The sequence below is a fragment of the Kiloniella laminariae genome (genome assembly GCF_027214005.1).
In the GTDB taxonomy this organism is placed as follows: domain Bacteria; phylum Pseudomonadota; class Alphaproteobacteria; order Kiloniellales; family Kiloniellaceae; genus Kiloniella; species Kiloniella laminariae_A.
Map to the genome: position 1 here is coordinate 124,092 of NZ_JAPWGY010000004.1, position 18,481 is coordinate 142,572.

Here is an 18,481-nt window from a genome sequence, read left to right on the forward strand (position 1 = left end):
ATCAGGCCAGCCCGGCTTCAAAAACCGCGATCAGGTCAATATCGGGATTGCCGATATCCGTTTTGGCGACGGCATCGATGTTGGTCCGGGCATTGGCCTGCTCTGCCGGCAGCAACCCTTGGGATGCTGTGTCGGTTCTGACCCGTTTGGCCTGGGCGGTCAGGATTGTTGCGATATCCCCGTCATTACTGGCCAGAGCCGTGGCAAGTTCGCTCAGGGTATCCAGAGCGCCGGGAGCACCATTAACGAGGGCATCCCTGGCGGCAATGATTTCGGCATTGATTTTGGTCGAGGACCAGGTCGATGACAGGGCTGTTGCCGTGTCGTTAATCCCGGTGGCTGTATCAATCAGGCCCTTCAGTTCGTTAATTGCGGCAACCAGGCTGGCTTTATCACTGGTCGAGAGCGAGGCCAGTGCCCCCATCTGATTGCGCAGGTTGTTTGTTTCGGTCGCCAGACGGGTGGCAAAATTGGTGAGAGAATTCTGGAGGGACATTATCCGTTTCCTTGACTGATCAGGTTATCAAAAAGCACCACCAGATTGACCGCGGGATCCCCGATGGTTTCGCTCAGCCGGCTTTCGGTTTTATGGCTTGAATAAACACTTGTCTGGCTGACTGTATCGTCATCAATCAGAACCCCGCCGGGCGGAGGAGGATCGGTTGGGTCGTCTGGATCAGGGATTGGCAGGACCAATCCGTCCGGCATCCCGATCTTGTGGATATTGGGTTCTGGCAGAGAAGTGATTTCGTGGCCATCGGCAACCGGGGAAACAAGGATGTCTTCGCTTAGCGGGATCAGCAGGGAAACATCGGCCCGTTTATGATCCTGGATATCTATATGATAGCTGATGGCCTCCGGTTTCATATGTGGTTCGTGATCTTCCAGCCAGCTCAGGATGATAAAAATCAGGCCGTTAAAATCACCGGTGAAGTCGACCAGGATCACATTGGCATCGTACCGGGTAGCAAAGGAAGGATCGTCGGGATCAAAGTGATGCTGGACCGATCCTTTTTCGGCAAAGGTCAGCAGGTTCGCCGGATCAATGCCGATCGGATGTGCAATCAGGAAATCGCGTAGATCGGCAAGCTTTTTCATTGATCCCCCATCTGGGTTTTCCGTTTTTCAAAACTCCGGAACGATCCCAGGCCCAGCATGCCGGTCAGGATCACCGAGAGTTCCATCCATTCGATCACCGGGAGGTATTCCATGGGGAAAAGCTGGGCATCGGCATAAAACGCCGTGACCTGCAGGGCAAAAACCAGAAAGGGATAGAGAATAAATTTATAGGCCAGGGCAATGCCGCAAACCCAGCCGCAGAAGGGGCGCCAGCCGCCTTTGAAATTGCCGCCGTGCTGGGCTTCCATCCGGTTGATTTCCAGCTGACCGGTCAGGACTTTCAGATCGGCTTCAAGAAAGGCCAGATCGCCACGCTGTTCCAGGTTTTTCATATTCAACAGCGCTTCAGCCCGTTGCGCCGGATCCGGCCAGACCCGTTCGATAACCTTTTCGGCGACACCAAAGACCGCAGAGATCGGGTCAAAGGACATGGTCAGACCCCGCCATACCGACACGATTGAGCAGCCAGCCATATATAAAGGTTTCATCCTTTTCCCGGGCCTCGGCCAAGGCGATATACTTGGCGCCCTGCAGGGCGTTGAGCGCCCGATAAAGCACGGTTTCCCCTTCGCGCTGTCGCAAGTGCAGGTAGCGCTGAAGGGCGTCAATGGTGGCATTGCCGATCGCGCCGTCGACCACAAGGTCGGGATAGAGCTGTTGCTGTTTGTTAAAAGCGTTGAGGCTGCGTTGCAGAAATTTTGCCGCCCGACCGACGCCCATATTGACGCCGGTATCCGCCAGCTCTTCGGCAATGAGCGGCGACAGGCCGACGACGTGATCCAGTTTCAGGCTGTGCCAGTAAAGATCGCTGTAAATCCGGAAAGCCAGATCCCGCGGCAGATCGCGCATCGGGCCTTTGTAGCCGTAATTCCGGGCGACCTGTGCGGTGATGCCATACTTGGTTTCGCCGCCGGAATCATCGGGGTTGTTGCTGTAACCCCCTTCAATTTCGATAATGCCGTCAATAAACCGTTGTTTAAGGTCGGTCATGCTGTTTTTCCTTTTCCAGGCGGTAATGCAGATATTTAAAAATAAGGTTGGTCATAAAGGTCAGCAGGGCGATGGTGACCCCGGCGAAGGCGACGAATTCGTTAACCGTGAGACCGAAAATAGTGGCTACACCCGAAGCGATATAGGCCGTGGTGGTCGGGATTTTTTCCATATTCAGTCCCATAATTTTATCGTTTTTTTTTCTGCCCGATCTGGTCCTTTAGCCTGGTCTGGCGCAGGCAGGGTGAGGGTCAGGCCAATCGGCAGGATGGTGCCGCGAGCGGCCAGACCGGGGTTGGCTTCCAGCACCTTTTCGACCATGGATGAGCCGCCGTAATGCCGAAAACAGATCGCATCGACGCTGTCGTTTTGTTGGCTGATGATGGTGATGGTTGATCCCGGCATCAGATCAGCTCGATCACACTGCGCGGGCGGTTCATCAGCCGGGACAGGGCTTCGCGCGAGTACTGGAAATAATCATCGGCAGGCAGTTCGACCGTATCAGCCTTGTCCCGTCCAGATTTGGTGCTGTCGTAATCGCGCCGGGTTGATATCAGCAGGGCACGAGCCCGGTTAAACACCGCGGATCTGTAGAGGTGGACTTTTTCCGAAAGGCCGTCATAGAGCTGCGCCGGCACATCAGCCAGCGTTGTGTAGGTCAGCCCGGCCCGCCAGCTGGCGAGATCGTGGTTGATTTCGATCATCGCCTGGCGCAGCAAGGCCACCAGCCGGGTGGCCTCATTGTCGTTGCCCAGGGCCATGTCCGCCTTGAATGCAGCAAGTTCCAGGACCGGATAAAAACCATCGTTGGCAAGGGTTTCACTGGTTCCAGGATTGCTGTGGCTGCTGGGGACAAACGTGGACATCAAGATCACACCATCTGCTGGTTAAAAAAAATGGCGACGGGACAGAAAAGAGATCTTCGGGGGAAAATCTTTTCTTCTGTCGCCGTCGCACCGGGGGGAACCTCGTTAAACAACGACAGGGGAAACCCCTTATTTTTTAGCCTTCGTCGGCTGGGGAACTGGTTTTTGTTTCGGGTCCGGTTCAGAAGCGGTTGCGGGTTCCTCTTGCGAGGGCTTGAGCAACTTTTCCAACTGTCCGATTTTGGTTTTAACGCCACATTTTGGATTGAGGTCGAAAGCCGCTTTCAGGTTTTCCAGGGCCAGTTCAGGATTGCTGTCATACAGCAGATATCCCAGATACTTGAAAGCCTTGCTGCGAACTTCATCGGGCATATCAGTGCCGTCGGTCAGGGCAAAGGCTTCGTTCATCGCATCGATATAGGTCAGAGCCAGATCACCTGTCGGCTGCAGCTGTTCCACCTGATCGGCGATTTCTTCCAGCACCAGCGTTGCGGCTGAGCGGGCAAATCGTTCGGGCAGTTGCAGATCGTGTTCCAGAACATAACTGGCCAGCTGCAAGGCACCGGAGAGATCGCCGACGTCAAAGCGCCAGACCATAACCGTGGTCACAACCAGATCCTGCAGCCCGGTACCCGCGGCCAGAATGCCATCAACATAACCCTCGTATTCTGGCAGGAATTCGCGTTTCTTGATGATCTTCTGGTTGCGCGACTGGATGCTTTTAAGAATAACTTCATGGGCACGCAGCCGGGCCAGCATCTGGTCGGTGGTGCTGCCATGAACGCGGTTCTGACCTTTTTCCTTTGAGGCCCCGGCTGAAATTTCAGCCGTGACCTTTTCAAAGTGTTTGCGGGCAAGTGACATTGGTGTTCCCCTTTTAATCTGTGATGGCCTGATGGTGCCGGGTCAATCAGATCCAGCCATCATTGGTGGCGTTTGGCGTCTGGATGCCGTCGATAATGCAGCAGGCACCCAGTTCCTCGATCACATAGTCCTCGTTGACCGACTGGTAATCCTCGATCCTGTCGCGTTTGGCGTTGTCCGTGATCGTGCGGCGGCGCGATCCTTCCTGGTAATAGATCGAGAGGTTGTTCAATGGCGTGACCATGACCGATTTTGCCGGGAAGAACGGCACCGTCATGGTGCGCTTGCCGCCCAGTTGCTTGTTCGCAAGAAGGGTCTGCAGGGCATTGCGTTCGGTCGGCGCCGGGTTGTTATCAACCAGGGACAGATATTTATCGTGCAACAGGTCGCGCCCGCAGATCACCACCAGATCGGTGCCTTCGCGGAACCAGGGGTCGATCAGGGAGCCGACGATATCGTAGACGGCAGCATCAATGTTTTTGTAATCATTGCCGCCGATATCGCCGACCTTGACGTTGTTCAGGACACGGGCGGGGGCTTTAACACGCATTTCCTGGATCCAGCCGATGTTGACATCCTGGAGCAGCGGATTTGTTGCCAGATCGGTATCTGTCGCGTGGCTGGTACCGTTAAAGCCGATCATCATGCGATCGCGGGCAATCTGCTCGATGACCTGGTTGCGCATCCGTTCCTGAAAGTCCGGGAACTTGGCCCAGAGATCGACAGTAGAATACTTGATATAGCTGTCGAAATCGGTTTTGAAACATTCGTAACCGTCATCTTCGAGTTCATGAATATCGCGGGGGGTGCGGTCAGAAGAACTTGTATTGGTACGGCTGGCAATTGGCCCGGAGGTGCCGAGACGCAGTTTTTCCCCTTTGATTTCATCAACCGGAACAATATTGATGGATTTTAGAAAGTCGGAGCTTTCCTGAATCCGGTTTTCCAGTTTCTGTTCGATCGTCGGGTTGACCGCGAACTGTCTGGTCGGGTCGGTGACCCCGTTGATCTGGGCGATCTGCTGTGTGTAAGCATCAAAAATAACGCGGGATTCGTTTTTCATGTCAGTTTCCGGTTTCCGGTTGGGGGCAGCGTCGTGTCTGTCTGGGCAAAGGCGTGGCGTTAACAGTCGGTCAGGGCGTGTTCGCCGGTACCGTCAGAGGCCGGGCGGTGGAGATGATCGCCGGCGGGTTGTTTTGAAAGTTTGGTCAGGTTGTCGACCTCTGCCGACAGGCTGGTGATCCGGGCGGACAGCTTGGTGATATCAACCGTTGCCGCCTTGTCTTCGTTCTGTTTCTGCAGATCGGAAATTGTGCTGGCGCAGAGGGTGATGGCTTCTTGCAACTCGGCAAAAGCTTTTTTATCTGTTTTCTCAGAAGCGCCGATCATCCCTTTGATTTTTGAGAGCAAAGTTGGTTTGATTTCTTCGTCATCTGCGCTGTCGTCGGCAAAGTCCAGGTCATCTACTTCGATGGTATCGGTCAAAATCGAATCAGGAAGGTCAGATCCTTTGGAGAACTTTTCTTTGTTTTCCAGACAGAACTTGATCATTTCAGTGCCGATCGAGGCTGGACTATCCGTTACGGACAATCCCATCAGGTAGGCCTGGTTCGTGTCTGAAAATTTAGGATTCAATTCGATCGAGGAATAAACTTTCTGACCCCGCTTGTTCAGTTCGATCAGGTCGGCAGTCGGAGCAATCTGGGCCAGCAACACGCGCTTTCCATCTGGTCCGTCTTCTGCTTTGAGGCCGATTACATCACCGTAGGCCTTGAAAGGACCGTCCGGCATAATCGATCGGTAATGTTCCAGCCAGACCCGGGCCCCATAGGTTTGCGGGTTGTAATTCGCGGCCATCTGATTGATCTGTTCCGGGCTGATTTCCCGGCCATCAACGGTTTTTCCAGAAGTGGCGACACGGAAGAATTTGGATTTAAGCATGTTTGAGGTGCCTTGTTTGTCGGAACAGGAGGATCAATTTCACCTCATGGTCGCGGCAAAGCGTAGAAAACATCAAACATTGCCGGGTTGGATTGCGCCAATCCAACCAGCACCCGCGGTTTAAATGTCAGACATGTCGTTAATTTGAGGGCATGACCGAAAAGACAAGATCGCCAGATCAAAACCCAGATCAAAACGTTGTTGCCCACAATGCCCGCATACAGGCCCGTACCCTGTACTGGCAGGGCTATACGATTATGGAAATCTCCAAGGCCCTCAATCTGGCCTATCCCACGGTTGACAGCTGGAAGCGCCGGGACAAGTGGGATGAGGCCACGGTTGCAGTTCAAGTAGAAGCCAACATTCACCTGCGTGTCAATCAGCTGATTATGAAGGCTGAGAAAAGCGAGGGCGATTATCGTGAAATCGATAATCTGACCAAGGTGTTGGAACGCACCGCCCGGATTGTCCGCTATGCCGAAGGCGGCAAGGAATCTGATCTGAACCCCAAGATCAAGAATCGCAACAGCGGCAAAAAGAAAAAACCGGACGAGACAAAAAACGCGCTGAGTGAAGAACAGGTCGAGGCCCTGGTCACCGATTTTGACAAGAACCTTTTTGGTCATCAGCGAAAATGGCGCCGGGCCCGGAAAAAATACCGGCTGCGCAATATCCTGAAATCCCGGCAGATCGGCGCCACCTGGTACTTTGCCCGCGAAGCTTTTGTTGATGCCATCACCACCGGTGACAACCAGATTTTTCTCTCGGCGTCAAAAGCCCAGGCCCATGTGTTCAAGGAATACATCATCCAGTGGGTCAAGGAAGTCTGCGATGTGACCCTGCGCGGTGATCCGATCAAACTGTGGAACGGGGCGACGCTGTATTTTCTGGGCACCAATTCCAGAACCGCCCAGTCCTATCACGGGCACCTGTACATGGATGAATATTTCTGGATCCCGCGTTTTGCCGAATTCAGAAAAGTCGCTTCGGGCATGGCGGTTCACAAAAAATGGACCCAGACCTATTTTTCTACCCCCTCGACCATTGGTCACCAGGCCTATCCTTTCTGGTCTGGCGAAGCCTGGAACAAGGGCAAGGACCAGGCTGACAAGGTCCAGATCGATATCAGTCACACCGCCTTGAAAAGCGGGGTTCTCTGCGACGACGGCCAGTGGCGGCAGATCGTTACGGTCGAGGATGCGGCGCAAGCCGGCTGTGATCTGTTTGACCTGGTGTCGCTGAAACTGGAATACAACGAACACGACTATCAGAATCTCTTCATGTGTCAGTTCGTTGACGACCACGTCAGCTTTTTCAAAATGAGCCAGCTGGAAAAGTGCATGGTCGATACCTGGACCGCCTGGCGCGACGTGGATTTTACCTCCTTGCGGCCCTATGGCGATCTGCCGGTCTGGATCGGTTATGACCCCAGCCGTTTCAAGGACGACGCCAGTGTTGTGGTGATCGCGCCGCCGGCGGTACCGGGCGGCAAGTACCGCATACTGGAACGGGTAAAATGGAAAGACACCGATTTTGAAACCCAGGCCAACGGTATCAAGCGCCTGACCGAAAAATATAACGTGGTCCATATCGGCATTGATACCAGCACCATCGGCCTGGGCGTGTTCGAGCTGGTGCAGAAGTTCTTTCCCCGGGCGGTGTCGATTTCCTATTCGGTCGAGGTCAAGAACCGCCTTGTGCTCAAAGCCTATCAGGTCATCAGCCGGCGCCGGCTGGAATTTGACAGCGGTTGGTCCGATCTGGCCATGGCTTTTATGACCATCCGCAAAACCGCGACGGCTTCGGGCCGTCAGACCACCTTTCAGGCCAGCCGAACCAGTGAAACCGGACATGCCGATGAAGCCTGGGCGGTGATGCATGCCCTGCAGGCCGAAGGCATCACCGCGATTGATGAGCCCGGCGACAACCCCGTTTCTTTTATGGAGATTTTTGATGGTAACGATTAAATCGGTAACCAGGGATGAGGCTGTGCAGCCTGCTTCCGCCAGTTTCTTTTCCTTTGGCGATCCGGTCCCGGTGCTGCAGGGGCGCGATCTGCTCGGCTATTACCATTCTAACTGGAACGGAAAGTATTACACCCCTCCGATTTCCTTTGATGCCCTAGCCAAAAGCCAGACGGCCAATCCGCATCACAAATCGGCGATGGAGGTCAAGGTCAACATTCTGACCAGCTGTTACCGCGGTCATCGTTTGCTGCCCAAACAATCCTTCAAACGTTGGGCCACGGATTTTGTGTTTTTCGGCAATGGCTATCTGGAGCTGATCCGCAACGGCCTGGGCGGGAGTTATCAGCTCAAGCCGACTTTGGCGAAATACACCCGGGTCGGTCGGGAGGGGGCCTTCTGGTATCTGCATGAGATGGGCAAGGAACACGCCTTTAAAAGCCCGGTATTTCATCTGCTCGAGCCGGATATCAATCAGGAAATATACGGGATGCCTGGTTATCTGGCGGCGCTCAATTCCGCGCTTTTGAATGAAAGCGCCACCCTGTTCCGGCGTAAATATTACGAAAACGGATCCCACGCCGGATTTATTCTCTATATGACCGATCCGTTGCAAAATCAGGAAGATATTGATTCCCTGCGCAAGGCCTTGAAGGACGCCAAGGGACCCGGCAATTTCAAGAACTTGTTTGCCTATTCCCCCAACGGCAAACCCGATGGCATGAAGGTGATCCCGATCGCCGAAGTCGGGGCCAAGGATGAGTTTCTCAATGTCAAGAATGTCACCCGCGACGATATCCTTGCCGCTCACCGGGTACCGCCGCAGCTGATGGGAATTGTCCCCAACAACACGGGCGGTTTTGGATCCGCGACCGATGCCGCCAAGGTCTTCAGCCGCAACGAACTGGTACCGCTGCAATCATCGTTCAAAAGTCTCAATGACTGGATCGGCGAGGAAGTCATGGTCTTCGACGACTACGTGATCGAGGGGCTGAAAGAGGAATCCGGAACGGGGGAAGAAGAATAAGCCTAATACTTCATACACCACAGGGGGATCATACTCTCCGGGTCTCTCAAGTTATCAAGAAAATAAAAACAGAATTGATGAGCAGCTTCTGCAGCACACATGTTTTTTGGGATTTTTACACTTGCCTCCAGTGCATCTGACATCATTCCCATAATTCCTGTTGCAGAATAGAGGTGCCGCAACTTGAGATCTTTATCGTCTACGCTCAGGGTAATGGCGTTCACGGTAAATATCGTCTGGCATATTGTCATGAACTGCTTTTCTTTTTTGTCTTTCTTGAGCTGCAGGAGGATTTCATCATTATTGTCTGACATGATTCCGCTTCTTTTGGTTGTATAAAACTGGTCAATAAATCCCTATACCAAAAAAGCAGTGGTTTTGAAGACCGTTATTTGAAAAAATTTTAAATTTGGTAGATCTTCTCCTGGTTTTAAAAAACTACTTGCAGAATTAATACAAAAAGTGCCGATCAAATATTTATCGTAAATTATTTAAAATGAGCTTTAGTAATCCTGAGTCATAATCTAACTCTTTTTTGATGTTAATTAAAATTTCTTTTTCATTCTGTATCCCTTGTTCATAATTAAGACGATACGTGACCAAATTTTTAAGGCGATTTGCGTTTGCCTTGAAATAATCGAATTTTGTTTGTCGATTGATGTATTTAATTATATCGACTTTAGTATCATTACTTTCTATTTCTATAATAAATTCTACCAATTCGCTTAAGGATTTTAAAATTTGAGTTTCGATTAATTTGTTGATTTTATTTAAATATTTTTTATATTGAGCGATTTCTTGGTTTGTTGGTTTTTGTATTTCTGTACGGATAGCTTTATAATATGCCAGAAAAAAATCATTCTGTGACTTCCTATCAGAAAAATAGCTTTTAAGTTCCAAAATCGCTTTTTCTTGTGATTTTTGAGTTATTTTTTTTACTTTTGACCTTTCAAAATTTAGCTGGTGTTGCGCTACAATATAAACTCCACCAACGGCTATTATCGAGCCAATAATGGAACCTGAAAAAGTTACCCATTCCCCCTGAGATACAAGCGAAAAAAACAATGGGTTACGATCATAAATCATTGCAAAAATGACGGCAATAGTTACAGAAACTATTGTGATAATTAGAGTTATCTTTAACACTATTCCCCCTCCTCACTGCTACTACGCCTAAGCCGAGTGTACGGCAGGGGGCGAGAAAAACCACCTTAAAACGCAGTTCTCTCTCAGCCCCGCCTTCGACATCGAAACCGTCGAAACCACCTACTCGATCTCCTCCAGCAAATCAGGTCGGGGCTTTCTGTTATCACCTATTCTTCTATCAGCTGGTTCAGGGATTGGACGATGATTTCGTTGTACTGGTCACGAAGAAACCCGTTATCCGGCAAGTGATCTTCGTTGAAATTATCCAATAATTGATAGCGTATTATGAAGAAGCGGTACTTTTCCCCCTTTTCTGTTAAGCAGTTAACGAAAAGAAGCCATAGTTCCTCATCAGTAAAATGCGCCCGAAAGAGCTTTGCATAACCGAGTTCTTTTGGACAAGGTTGCTCTTCCTTGGAACCAAAGTTCTCCCAGAGTAATTTAAATATTCTGTATGAGAGGCGTAAATATACAGCAAAAGGTAGTATGGGATTTTTATCTATAATATAATTATTAAATTCATTTTTGGTCTTATTGCCGTTGTCCAAATGAGTGGAGTCAATTTTTCCAAAATGTCCAATTATTGCAAATGCTATATGATCAAAAGCAACTTGCGCTTCATAGCTGTTGCCTACAATTCTTAAAATAAATGAATTTTTAATAGCTTGATGCCTGTCGACTAGTTTGAAAAAAGTATTTTCGAAACTTTGCACAGCAAGATGGGCCGACTGTTCTTTTTGCGCTTCTGCTGCTGCTGTCAGCTGGTCTGTTGTCAGTTTTTGCTCTCTAATTTGAAGTGCTATTTGTTCATTCGTTTTCTTTAATTCTGTTCTTTGCAGGCCTAATTCTTTTTGTTGCAGGGTTATTGTGTAAATCAAAGCAACAAAGGCAGCAAAACTGACGATGGGATTTAAAAAACCTCCAAAGAAGTCCCCAGCAGATCCCCAGAGATTATTCGGAACTTCAGTAACGGATAACCAGCTAAAAAAGAAGGTCCGAATTTGTGGAAAGAAAGTAACTAGGCTGAATAGCGAAAATATCACGCAGACGAAAATGCCTAAGTATAATAGCGGCCTATAAGATTCAAAAAAGGGTGTTTCCTTGTCATTTTTTGTATCGGCCATAGACTTTCCTGCATATATCAATTTGATAAGCCAAGATCCTTGGCCTGTTAAGCAAATCTGGTTTCATTCGCATCTAATCTGCTGGTTCAATAATAAAATTGTCGCTTTTGAGTTGGCCCTGTATAGGGCTTCCATCGTAACTCCAGCCCTCTGGTATTATCTTCCAGGGAAAATTGAAATACTGGAGTTCCCTTCGTGCACCAGGCGGGATGGGAATACCTGAATAGGTATCGATCACCGTCATGGCCCATTCCCGGATGGCTGTTGAATCCTTACCGTTCTCTGTAATCGGTTGTTGAAGTATGGTAATCGCCAGTTCGACAGTTCGTAATCTGACTTCCTTGTCCTTGAGGGCTTCTGTCAGGCTATTACTGCTGTATCCAATGACAAAGGGGATTACGATGGCAGAAACAACCACCAGCAGTTCCCTGATAATCACAAGCAATTCCTTCATAAAAGTCATAAAAGTCAGCCAGTTTTTACAAGAAGTTTGAGGAACTCTACCTGTCGTCATCACCAGTAATCCCCTGCCATGCGTTTTCAACTACCAGTAATGCTTACCGGAGCACCCGGTAAAAATCCACCCAAAACGCAGTTCTCCCCCCGCCGCGCCTTGGGGCTTAATAGGTCGAAATTTTTGCACCGCAGAACATTCCTGAAACGGGTTAAAAGCTAGGGTTGATCAGAGAATAGTGGTGTTTAAATGTTCCGCATTTTTCTGCAATGGTCAGGTGATTTACAAGGTCACAATCCCAGAGAGATATTTAGGGTGGGGGGTGTGTTTTCAGTTCGGCGTCGGAAAAGCGTAACCTTTGTAATCACCACTATTTTCGTCATTTAAGATGCTGAAAAATAACAATTAAATAGGTTACAATATTTTGTAATTTTTTGTAATAAATATTACACTTGCTTGTTAATTCATTGATATTAAACAATAAAAATTTATCAAAAAATTACAACGAAAAGTGTAACCTGATTACGTTTGGGTTACTATATGCTGTAACCTTTATGTATCTTTTATATCAATAAGATAAGTTATGTTTTTTGTACTGATTACAGATGTTACGCTTTTCCGATGGTCAAAATAATTAAAAATCATTTTTATATATTGGGCTTGTTTACTCTACAGATATTACCGCTAAAATTTAGCCTTCTGTATTGTGTCACTAAAGACTGTGTTACGACTAAATTACGATTATTAAGAGTCATCTATTTGAAAATAAATGCAAGTCTAAGTCAGGCCGGGGGCACCAATAGTTTGAAAAATAAAGAGGCTTGAGCAAATTGCTCGCCTCTTTATTTTTTTGTCCGGATATTGCTCCCAGCAAGTCTCTTCTGCCTGGATGCCTTTGCTGTGGCATTTCTATGTGAAGCGTAAAAACAATCCCCTTGATAACCGCATTCATGGTTGAAATTTTAGCGATTGCTTATAATACTTGAGTGTTCACGTCAGGTAATGATGGTCACAGCCTTTTTCAGCGTTTCGGGTTGGAATGGAGTTGTGATTTTTACGTTGAACAGGGGGATGTCCCGAGAATAAAGCCGGAAAATAAAACAGCCGAAACAGGCTTAGGCAGTCTGAAAAACGGACGATAGGGATGTCGGGGGAAAAGAGGGGTCTTATGGTTAGTCTCCCGGTGATTGATATTGCGCCCCTTGCGGGAGATGATCCGCTGGCGTGTCGACAGGCTGCGGATCAGTTGGGGGTAGCTGCGCGTGAGGTCGGGTTTTTCTATATCACCAATCATGGTGTTTCTTCGGATCTGATTGCCCGTGCCTATGGGGCTGCAGAGGAGTTTTTTGCCCTGCCGGATGAGATCAAGTGGCGATATTACATCGGGAAAAGCGCCAATCATCGTGGTTATGTCCCCTTCACCGACAAGGGCGCCTATGATGATGAAGATCATCGCAGTTACGAGGCTTTTGACCTGGCATTTGAACTGCCGCGAGACGACCCGGACTATCTGGCAGGAAATCTGTTGCTGGGTCCGAATGTCTGGCCTGAATCCACGCATTTCCGGGAAACCATATCGACCTATTACCAGGCCATTTCCGGGGTTGGTTTTCGTCTCTGTTCTGCGCTGGAGCTGCACCTGGGGCTGGCGCGGGGGGAAATGACCAGCCTGATGCGTAAACCTATTGCCCAACTGCGGTTGTTACATTACCTGCACAGCCCCTCCAGTTTTGTGAATCAGAGTGTCAACATGGGGGCACATACGGATTATGAGTGCCTGACATTGCTGCATCAACGACAGAAGGGGCTGCAGATTCTTGATTCTGCCAATAACTGGACTGATGTGCCGGTCATGCCGGAAAATTATATCGTCAATATCGGCGACATAATGGAGGCCTGGAGCAATGGCGCTTTCCGGGCGACCCCGCACCGGGTGCTCAATCTGGCACCAGAGCGCTTTTCCATGCCCTATTTTGTCGCCCCGGACTATCACACGCTGGTCAAGCCGTTTGAAAGCTTGATCTCACCGGAAAATCCGCCAAGATACGAAAGTTTTCTGGCGGGCATGCATCTGGAACGTATGTTGCGGCGGGATTTTTCCTATCTGCGCGAGCGCAAGAACGATTCGCTGTTTCCTGTACCGGGCAGTGATCTTGCCGATTTTCGCAATCCCTTTGAGAATCGTATCAACGCACTAAAAAGTTGAAATGAAATGCCCAGTCTGGATACCATCATTGCTGTAACAATTGCTGGCTTGTGGCTCAGTGCGACGCCGGGCCCCTCCATGCTTTATGTTGTGTCCAGGACAGTCGGGCAAAGCAGGTCTGCCGGACTGGCGTCGGCTATCGGCCTCGGTCTTGGCGGGGTGATATTGGCGTTGATTGCGGTGCTGGGGCTCGCGGTGGTTTTCCAGAAATCCTCGGTGGCCTATACTCTGTTGACCTTTGCCGGAGCTGGATACCTGACCTATCTCGGTCTTTCGATGATTAGGGAAGCAGTCAAGGGGGATCAGCGGACCCTGAGTGTGGAGAGGATCGAGCGTGCCAGTTTTGCCCGGATTGTCTGGCAAGGGATCCTGGTCGAGGTGCTTAACCCCAAAACGGTTCTCTTCTTCCTCGCTTTTTTGCCCCCCTTTATCGATACCAGTCGCGATGATGTGATGATGCAGATGCTGGTGCTTGGAATACTTGTGCCCTTGACTGCAATGCCGTCGGATATCCTGATGGCCTTTGCCGGGGGCTGGGCTGCCGGACGGGTCAATAGCAACCCGGGGATCAAGCGGTTGTTTTCTCTCAGCGGCGGTCTGTTCCTGATCGGAATTGCGATCTACCTGTTTATCTGATCGATTTTTTTTGAAGGCGCGGGCAAAGATCTTGGCTTCGCAGATCAAACATCAGCTCGGGGCGATACCGGATATCTTTTGATCACAGGTTCTGCAAAAGAATATCTGATGATGCTATCCAGGCCATTGGGGAGAGTTAACAATTGGAAAAGCTGGATCCAGTGCGTGCGCAGGTGTTGGCTGAACTGGCCAAGGAGCAGGGAGCCCAACTGCGCTTTATGGCGGATCTGGATCTGCGTCTGGTGTTCGGATATCTGACAGCCCAGTTTATTCTGGTTGGCTGGATTTCGGCACAACAGTCTTTGACCCTGCCGCTGATCTGGGCAATTCTGCTGGTTAACGCCCTGCTGTTTTGTGTGATTGTCCTGTTGCTGGTTCGCCACGGTCGTCGCCGTCATCAGGCATCACTGACCCTGCGGAATATTGATACAGCCCTGCAGCTTTATGATGAAGGGGCTTATTTTGACGGACGGATCAAGAATCCGGACCGTCAGCGCAGCCGAAATCCGCTTCTGTTGTATTGGCATCCGATCTATATCGCTATCTGTTCTGTCGCCTTTGTTGTGGTTACCCTGCTGATCGGCTTGACGCGGATCTCGTGAATTTGGGGAAAGAGGATATCTGCACCGCTGGCGGTTAGGCACGCCAACTGAGAAGCCATTTTCCCCGCAGACCAATTGCCGCACTCATTCCCAGTCCGGGAAGAGAGGGGATGGCAACGCCTTTAAAAAGTCGCTTCAGAGTATAATAGAGAACCGGTTTTCAAATATCTCCACCTGTGATGGGTGCGTCGTGACGTGACTGGCTGTCTCGGGGGCGAACCGAGCTTGGGTTTTTTCGGATGTCTCTTTGCTTTACAGGTCAGCATTTAATTGATCATCAGTGAAAATTTATTGTTTATCGATAAATTTTACTTGTTAAACAAAATTATTTTTGGTTCTCTGTCTTTGCAATATCTATTGAGAGAGTTATGAAAATGACAGGAATCAGTCTAAACCGTATTGGCCGTGCCAGTCGAAAATATCGTTTGCTCTTTACCTTGTTGCTTGTTCTGGTTCCGCTATTGGACCTGATCTACTGGGGGGGCTTCAATCATCTGCCTGAAGGGTTCCATGACGATTTACCCGTATCCATTACTGGCGAGCTTTCGGCTTTATCGCTTTTGTTGGCGTTCTTGGCCAGCCTGATCCCTCTTTCTGTTACCCTTTATGGATTACTTGCCTTGAAAAAGCTGTTTGGCTTGTATGAGCAGGGTATTATCTTTGCCGAAGAGAATGTTCGTTGCTTTCAAAAGCTTGGTTATTGTTGCATTGCTTCAGTGGTGGCAGGAATTCTTTTCACCCCTTTGGCCAGTGTTGCCCTGACACTTGATAACCTCCCGGGCCAGCGTGAGCTGGTGATTGATCTCAACAGTAACGATCTTTCTGCACTGGTTATCGGCGGTATTATTCTGCTGGTGTCCTGGGTTATGGAAGAGGGCAAAAAGCTTGAAGACGAACAGCGGCACACGGTTTAGGTAAGGTCCATGGCAATTGTACTGAACCTTGATGTTATGTTGGCCAAGCGCAAGATGAAATCGGGTGAACTGGCCCGACGGATCGGCATCACTGAACAGAACCTTTCCATTCTCAAGACAGGCAAGGCAAAGGCGGTGCGTTTTACAACGCTGGATGCGATCTGTCGGGAACTGGAATGTCAACCGGGGGATCTGCTGGAGTTTCAGGAGATTTGACGATTTTTTTACACCGAAGCTTTACTGACCAACAGGTTCCGAGCAGCTTCTTTGAACAGTCCGGCCAGATAGGAAATCGCGGTTTCCTTGCGTGATGATCTTTTGCGCAATAACAGGATCTGCCTTGCGTATTCTGTATCAGGTAAAATAACCTTGTCCAGCTTCAGCCCTTGGATCCAGGGCTGAGGCCAATCCGGGACAAGAGCAAGGCCGAGGCCGGAATTGACCAATACAGCAATGGCTTCAAGAGCGTCGAGTTCACAAAACTCTTTCACCTGAATCTGATGCACCCGAAGATAACGTTCAACCAGCCTGCCGCCCCAGGCATTTCGGTCATAGCGTATGAAGGGGGCCTGACGGATCAAATCATGCAGCTGTTCCGGCTTTGGTTGCTGGTCGGATGCGGTGATCTGTCCGGCAGCTCCAATCAGGCATAAGGGTTCCTGGTGCAACTGGTCAGAGATCAGGGTTTTAGGCAGGGCAAAGGGGGCTGCAGAGATAACAATCGCATCCAGCTCGTCCTGTAACATTCTGTTGTAAAGTTGAGCTGAAGTACCCGGATGAAGTTTGACTTCCAAATCTTTTCCCGGGCTTTCCTTTGCTCCGAGCTTGCAGAGAACAGAAGGGAGAAGACCCGTCATGCCGGTTGAGATTACCCCGAGTTCAACCCGTCCGCAAAGACTCTGCTGGTCAAGTGCCTGTAACAGTCTGCGTTGTTCATCGAGTACCTGTCGGGCATGAGGTAGAATACGTTGCCCGGCTTCAGTCAGAGCAACTGTTTTTCCTGAGCGGGCGATCAGGGCCGTTCCTGTTAACCCCTCCAGAGCTTTTAAGCGTTGGCTTACAGCTGTTGCAGTAAGCCCCTGGGCTCGTGCGGCTTCTGCTAGAGACCCAAGATTGGCGACATAGACCAGACTTTCCAGAAACAAGAGATTCAAAAGAAAGAATTCCTTCTGTTTGATCAAACAATAATACAGTAATTCTTTTGTTGTGATTGTGCTAGAAGATCCTGGAAACTGTTGCGTTGTTAATAATCCCAACAGACATAGCAAGCCAGGAGCCCCAGATGAGAAGCCTGTTCCACCTCGCCTATAATGTACGTGACCTAAGCGACGCACGGTTGTTTTACGGAGCGCTGCTTGGCTGTCCGGAGGGACGGTCGGCACCGACATGGGTTGATTTTGACTTCTTTGGCCATGAAATTTCCCTGCATCTGGGGGAGCCTTTTGCCGTTGCAAATACAGGTCGTGTGGGCGAACATCTCGTGCCGATGCCGCATCTCGGGGTGATCCTGGACTATGACAACTGGCGCGAACTCGCAGATCGCTTGCTAAAGGCCAATGTATCCTTTGTCCTGGAGCCAATGGTTCGCTTTGAAGGTGAGCCGGGAGAACAATGGACCATGTTTTTTTATGATCCCTCTGGTAATCCAATAGAAATCAAGGGTTTCAAATCTCTCGACAAGGTATTTGCATCATGACGATTTTGCTTCTGACCTCTGTGCCTGCTGACGAGGAAAACCAGTGGCTTGGCTCTTTGCGTGCGGCGTTGCCAGAAGAAGAAATTCTGCTGCCCCGGGATATGAATGACAAAGCGACTGTGGAGCTTGCGGTTGTTGCTAATCCGCCCAAGGGAGTGTTGGCAGAACTGCCAAACCTGCGCTGGATCCAGAGCCTGTGGGCCGGAGTGGACGCTCTTTTGATGGACCCGACCTTGCCAGAAGACGTGCCACTGGTGCGGTTGGTCGACCCAACCCTGGCCCGGTCTATGGCCGAAGCGGTGGCAACCCATGTGCTGGCTCTGCACAGGAACCTGCCTCTATATGCCAAGCAACAGCAGCAGGCAAAATGGCAGCAACATATACTGGCTCTGGCTTCTGATCGTGAGATCGGAGTGATGGGGCTTGGGGAAATGGGTGCGCTTTCTGCGGCACAGTTACATCAGCTTGGTTTCAAGGTGCGTGGCTGGAGCCGTTCACCCAAATCACTTGCCGGAGTTGGCTGTTTTGCCGGGCCGGAAAGCCTGCCTGCTTTTCTCTCGGGACTAGATGTGCTGGTGAATCTCTTGCCGCTTACCGACGAAACAAGGGGAATTCTGTCGAGGGAGCTTTTTGATCGCTTGCCCAAGGGGGCAGGTCTGATCAATTTCGGCAGAGGCGGACATCAGATCGAAGAGGATATTCTGGTTGCACTGGATTCCGGGCAGCTGTCGCATGCTGTGCTGGATGTTTTCTCGCAGGAGCCGTTGCCTGCTGATCATGCCTTCTGGCGCCATCCGGATATTACCCTGTTGCCGCATGTGGCCGCCCCGACCAATCCCCGCAGCGCGGTAGAGATCGTGGCCGGGAATATCCGGTGCTACAGATCAACAGGTGAACTGCCCAAAACAGTTGAGCGTTTAACAGGCTATTAG

24 protein-coding genes are annotated in these 18,481 nt (G+C 50.0%); 9 read left to right on the forward strand and 15 right to left on the reverse strand.

The window, feature by feature from the left end:
- Position 1: 1 nt before the first annotated feature.
- The 10 genes from O4H49_RS13015 to O4H49_RS13060 form a co-directional block, all read right to left on the reverse strand.
- Positions 2–496: a hypothetical protein gene (locus tag O4H49_RS13015; RefSeq protein ID WP_269423871.1), complete on the reverse strand. Its 495-nt coding sequence runs from the start codon at positions 494–496 to the stop codon at positions 2–4.
- The gene (locus O4H49_RS13020; RefSeq protein ID WP_269423872.1) at positions 496–1,098 is read right to left on the reverse strand and encodes a phage tail protein; all 603 of its coding nucleotides are present in this window, start codon (positions 1,096–1,098) and stop codon (positions 496–498) included. The genes O4H49_RS13015 and O4H49_RS13020 overlap by 1 nt, the downstream gene beginning before the upstream one ends.
- Complete coding sequence (locus tag O4H49_RS13025; RefSeq protein ID WP_269423873.1) at positions 1,095–1,550, reverse strand: holin family protein; 456 nt, start codon at positions 1,548–1,550, stop codon at positions 1,095–1,097. Before O4H49_RS13025 ends, O4H49_RS13020 begins: the two co-directional genes overlap by 4 nt.
- The gene (locus tag O4H49_RS13030; protein ID WP_269423874.1) at positions 1,540–2,109 is read right to left on the reverse strand and encodes a glycoside hydrolase family 108 protein; all 570 of its coding nucleotides are present in this window, start codon (positions 2,107–2,109) and stop codon (positions 1,540–1,542) included. The genes O4H49_RS13025 and O4H49_RS13030 overlap by 11 nt, the downstream gene beginning before the upstream one ends.
- A complete protein-coding gene (locus O4H49_RS13035; protein ID WP_269423875.1) occupies positions 2,096–2,281 on the reverse strand; it encodes an HP1 family phage holin in 186 nt (61 codons plus the stop codon). The genes O4H49_RS13030 and O4H49_RS13035 overlap by 14 nt, the downstream gene beginning before the upstream one ends.
- A 2-nt stretch (positions 2,282–2,283) precedes the next feature.
- Complete coding sequence (locus O4H49_RS13040; RefSeq protein ID WP_419715228.1) at positions 2,284–2,514, reverse strand: tail protein X; 231 nt, start codon at positions 2,512–2,514, stop codon at positions 2,284–2,286.
- The gene (locus O4H49_RS13045; RefSeq protein ID WP_269423876.1) at positions 2,514–2,975 is read right to left on the reverse strand and encodes a head completion/stabilization protein; all 462 of its coding nucleotides are present in this window, start codon (positions 2,973–2,975) and stop codon (positions 2,514–2,516) included. Before O4H49_RS13045 ends, O4H49_RS13040 begins: the two co-directional genes overlap by 1 nt.
- A gap of 129 nt (positions 2,976–3,104) precedes the next feature.
- Positions 3,105–3,839 (reverse strand): phage terminase small subunit, encoded by a 735-nt coding sequence (gene gpM / locus O4H49_RS13050; RefSeq protein WP_269423877.1) that lies wholly within the window; start codon positions 3,837–3,839, stop codon positions 3,105–3,107.
- Between the two features lie 46 nt (positions 3,840–3,885).
- On the reverse strand, positions 3,886–4,902 hold the full coding sequence (locus tag O4H49_RS13055) for a phage major capsid protein, P2 family (RefSeq protein WP_269423878.1): 1,017 nt from the start codon (positions 4,900–4,902) through the stop codon (positions 3,886–3,888).
- 59 nt (positions 4,903–4,961) lie between these two features.
- Positions 4,962–5,780, reverse strand: coding sequence for a GPO family capsid scaffolding protein (locus O4H49_RS13060; RefSeq protein WP_269423879.1), 819 nt, complete (start codon positions 5,778–5,780; stop codon positions 4,962–4,964).
- Positions 5,781–5,932: 152 nt separating this feature from the next.
- On the opposite strand from O4H49_RS13060, the gene O4H49_RS13065 reads away from it, so the two are divergent.
- Together O4H49_RS13065 and O4H49_RS13070 are read left to right on the forward strand one after the other, a co-directional pair.
- On the forward strand, positions 5,933–7,747 hold the full coding sequence (locus O4H49_RS13065) for a terminase large subunit domain-containing protein (protein WP_269423880.1): 1,815 nt from the start codon (positions 5,933–5,935) through the stop codon (positions 7,745–7,747).
- On the forward strand, positions 7,734–8,771 hold the full coding sequence (locus tag O4H49_RS13070) for a phage portal protein (RefSeq protein ID WP_269423881.1): 1,038 nt from the start codon (positions 7,734–7,736) through the stop codon (positions 8,769–8,771). The genes O4H49_RS13065 and O4H49_RS13070 overlap by 14 nt, the downstream gene beginning before the upstream one ends.
- A 2-nt stretch (positions 8,772–8,773) precedes the next feature.
- Here O4H49_RS13070 and O4H49_RS13075 read toward each other — a convergent pair whose 3' ends face one another.
- From O4H49_RS13075 to O4H49_RS13090, 4 genes are all read right to left on the reverse strand, one after another.
- Positions 8,774–9,085: a hypothetical protein gene (locus O4H49_RS13075; protein WP_269423882.1), complete on the reverse strand. Its 312-nt coding sequence runs from the start codon at positions 9,083–9,085 to the stop codon at positions 8,774–8,776.
- A gap of 163 nt (positions 9,086–9,248) precedes the next feature.
- Complete coding sequence (locus O4H49_RS13080; RefSeq protein WP_269423883.1) at positions 9,249–9,917, reverse strand: hypothetical protein; 669 nt, start codon at positions 9,915–9,917, stop codon at positions 9,249–9,251.
- Between the two features lie 167 nt (positions 9,918–10,084).
- Positions 10,085–11,041: a putative phage abortive infection protein gene (locus tag O4H49_RS13085; RefSeq protein WP_269423884.1), complete on the reverse strand. Its 957-nt coding sequence runs from the start codon at positions 11,039–11,041 to the stop codon at positions 10,085–10,087.
- 73 nt (positions 11,042–11,114) lie between these two features.
- Positions 11,115–11,555 carry a hypothetical protein gene (locus O4H49_RS13090; protein ID WP_269423885.1) on the reverse strand — a complete coding sequence of 147 codons (441 nt, stop codon included), beginning with the start codon at positions 11,553–11,555 and terminating at the stop codon, positions 11,115–11,117.
- Between the two features lie 1,108 nt (positions 11,556–12,663).
- On the opposite strand from O4H49_RS13090, the gene O4H49_RS13095 reads away from it, so the two are divergent.
- The 5 genes from O4H49_RS13095 (at position 12,664) to O4H49_RS13115 (ending at position 16,069) form a co-directional block, all read left to right on the forward strand.
- Positions 12,664–13,701: an isopenicillin N synthase family dioxygenase gene (locus O4H49_RS13095; protein ID WP_269423886.1), complete on the forward strand. Its 1,038-nt coding sequence runs from the start codon at positions 12,664–12,666 to the stop codon at positions 13,699–13,701.
- Between the two features lie 6 nt (positions 13,702–13,707).
- Entirely contained in the window at positions 13,708–14,337 is a 630-nt protein-coding gene (locus O4H49_RS13100) for a LysE family translocator (protein ID WP_269423887.1), read from the forward strand.
- Between the two features lie 143 nt (positions 14,338–14,480).
- Positions 14,481–14,939, forward strand: a complete 459-nt coding sequence (locus tag O4H49_RS13105) for a hypothetical protein (protein WP_269423888.1) — start codon at positions 14,481–14,483, stop codon at positions 14,937–14,939.
- A 374-nt stretch (positions 14,940–15,313) separates the two neighbouring features.
- Positions 15,314–15,853: a DUF2975 domain-containing protein gene (locus O4H49_RS13110; RefSeq protein ID WP_269423889.1), complete on the forward strand. Its 540-nt coding sequence runs from the start codon at positions 15,314–15,316 to the stop codon at positions 15,851–15,853.
- A 9-nt stretch (positions 15,854–15,862) separates the two neighbouring features.
- Entirely contained in the window at positions 15,863–16,069 is a 207-nt protein-coding gene (locus O4H49_RS13115) for a helix-turn-helix domain-containing protein (protein WP_269423890.1), read from the forward strand.
- An 8-nt stretch (positions 16,070–16,077) separates the two neighbouring features.
- Here the strand turns inward: O4H49_RS13115 and O4H49_RS13120 are convergent, their stop codons facing one another.
- On the reverse strand, positions 16,078–17,007 hold the full coding sequence (locus O4H49_RS13120) for a LysR substrate-binding domain-containing protein (protein WP_269423891.1): 930 nt from the start codon (positions 17,005–17,007) through the stop codon (positions 16,078–16,080).
- Between the two features lie 128 nt (positions 17,008–17,135).
- On the opposite strand from O4H49_RS13120, the gene O4H49_RS13125 reads away from it, so the two are divergent.
- Entirely contained in the window at positions 17,136–17,549 is a 414-nt protein-coding gene (locus O4H49_RS13125) for a VOC family protein (protein ID WP_269423892.1), read from the forward strand.
- The gene (locus O4H49_RS13130; protein WP_269423893.1) at positions 17,546–18,481 is read left to right on the forward strand and encodes a 2-hydroxyacid dehydrogenase; all 936 of its coding nucleotides are present in this window, start codon (positions 17,546–17,548) and stop codon (positions 18,479–18,481) included. The genes O4H49_RS13125 and O4H49_RS13130 overlap by 4 nt, the downstream gene beginning before the upstream one ends.

Bases quoted from the DNA above. Each gene is read 5' to 3' on its own strand.
- O4H49_RS13015 (WP_269423871.1), bottom strand. From the start codon at position 496: ATGTCCCTCCAGAATTCTCTCACCAATTTTGCCACCCGTCTGGCGACC.
- O4H49_RS13020 (WP_269423872.1), bottom strand. From the start codon at position 1,098: ATGAAAAAGCTTGCCGATCTACGCGATTTCCTGATTGCACATCCGATC.
- O4H49_RS13025 (WP_269423873.1), bottom strand. From the start codon at position 1,550: ATGTCCTTTGACCCGATCTCTGCGGTCTTTGGTGTCGCCGAAAAGGTT.
- O4H49_RS13030 (WP_269423874.1), bottom strand. From the start codon at position 2,109: ATGACCGACCTTAAACAACGGTTTATTGACGGCATTATCGAAATTGAA.
- O4H49_RS13035 (WP_269423875.1), bottom strand. From the start codon at position 2,281: ATGGAAAAAATCCCGACCACCACGGCCTATATCGCTTCGGGTGTAGCC.
- O4H49_RS13040 (WP_419715228.1), bottom strand. From the start codon at position 2,514: ATGCCGGGATCAACCATCACCATCATCAGCCAACAAAACGACAGCGTC.
- O4H49_RS13045 (WP_269423876.1), bottom strand. From the start codon at position 2,975: ATGTCCACGTTTGTCCCCAGCAGCCACAGCAATCCTGGAACCAGTGAA.
- gpM (WP_269423877.1), bottom strand. From the start codon at position 3,839: ATGTCACTTGCCCGCAAACACTTTGAAAAGGTCACGGCTGAAATTTCA.
- O4H49_RS13055 (WP_269423878.1), bottom strand. From the start codon at position 4,902: ATGAAAAACGAATCCCGCGTTATTTTTGATGCTTACACACAGCAGATC.
- O4H49_RS13060 (WP_269423879.1), bottom strand. From the start codon at position 5,780: ATGCTTAAATCCAAATTCTTCCGTGTCGCCACTTCTGGAAAAACCGTT.
- O4H49_RS13065 (WP_269423880.1), top strand. From the start codon at position 5,933: ATGACCGAAAAGACAAGATCGCCAGATCAAAACCCAGATCAAAACGTT.
- O4H49_RS13070 (WP_269423881.1), top strand. From the start codon at position 7,734: ATGGTAACGATTAAATCGGTAACCAGGGATGAGGCTGTGCAGCCTGCT.
- O4H49_RS13075 (WP_269423882.1), bottom strand. From the start codon at position 9,085: ATGTCAGACAATAATGATGAAATCCTCCTGCAGCTCAAGAAAGACAAA.
- O4H49_RS13085 (WP_269423884.1), bottom strand. From the start codon at position 11,041: ATGGCCGATACAAAAAATGACAAGGAAACACCCTTTTTTGAATCTTAT.
- O4H49_RS13090 (WP_269423885.1), bottom strand. From the start codon at position 11,555: ATGACGACAGGTAGAGTTCCTCAAACTTCTTGTAAAAACTGGCTGACT.
- O4H49_RS13095 (WP_269423886.1), top strand. From the start codon at position 12,664: ATGGTTAGTCTCCCGGTGATTGATATTGCGCCCCTTGCGGGAGATGAT.
- O4H49_RS13100 (WP_269423887.1), top strand. From the start codon at position 13,708: ATGCCCAGTCTGGATACCATCATTGCTGTAACAATTGCTGGCTTGTGG.
- O4H49_RS13110 (WP_269423889.1), top strand. From the start codon at position 15,314: ATGACAGGAATCAGTCTAAACCGTATTGGCCGTGCCAGTCGAAAATAT.
- O4H49_RS13115 (WP_269423890.1), top strand. From the start codon at position 15,863: ATGGCAATTGTACTGAACCTTGATGTTATGTTGGCCAAGCGCAAGATG.
- O4H49_RS13125 (WP_269423892.1), top strand. From the start codon at position 17,136: ATGAGAAGCCTGTTCCACCTCGCCTATAATGTACGTGACCTAAGCGAC.
- O4H49_RS13130 (WP_269423893.1), top strand. From the start codon at position 17,546: ATGACGATTTTGCTTCTGACCTCTGTGCCTGCTGACGAGGAAAACCAG.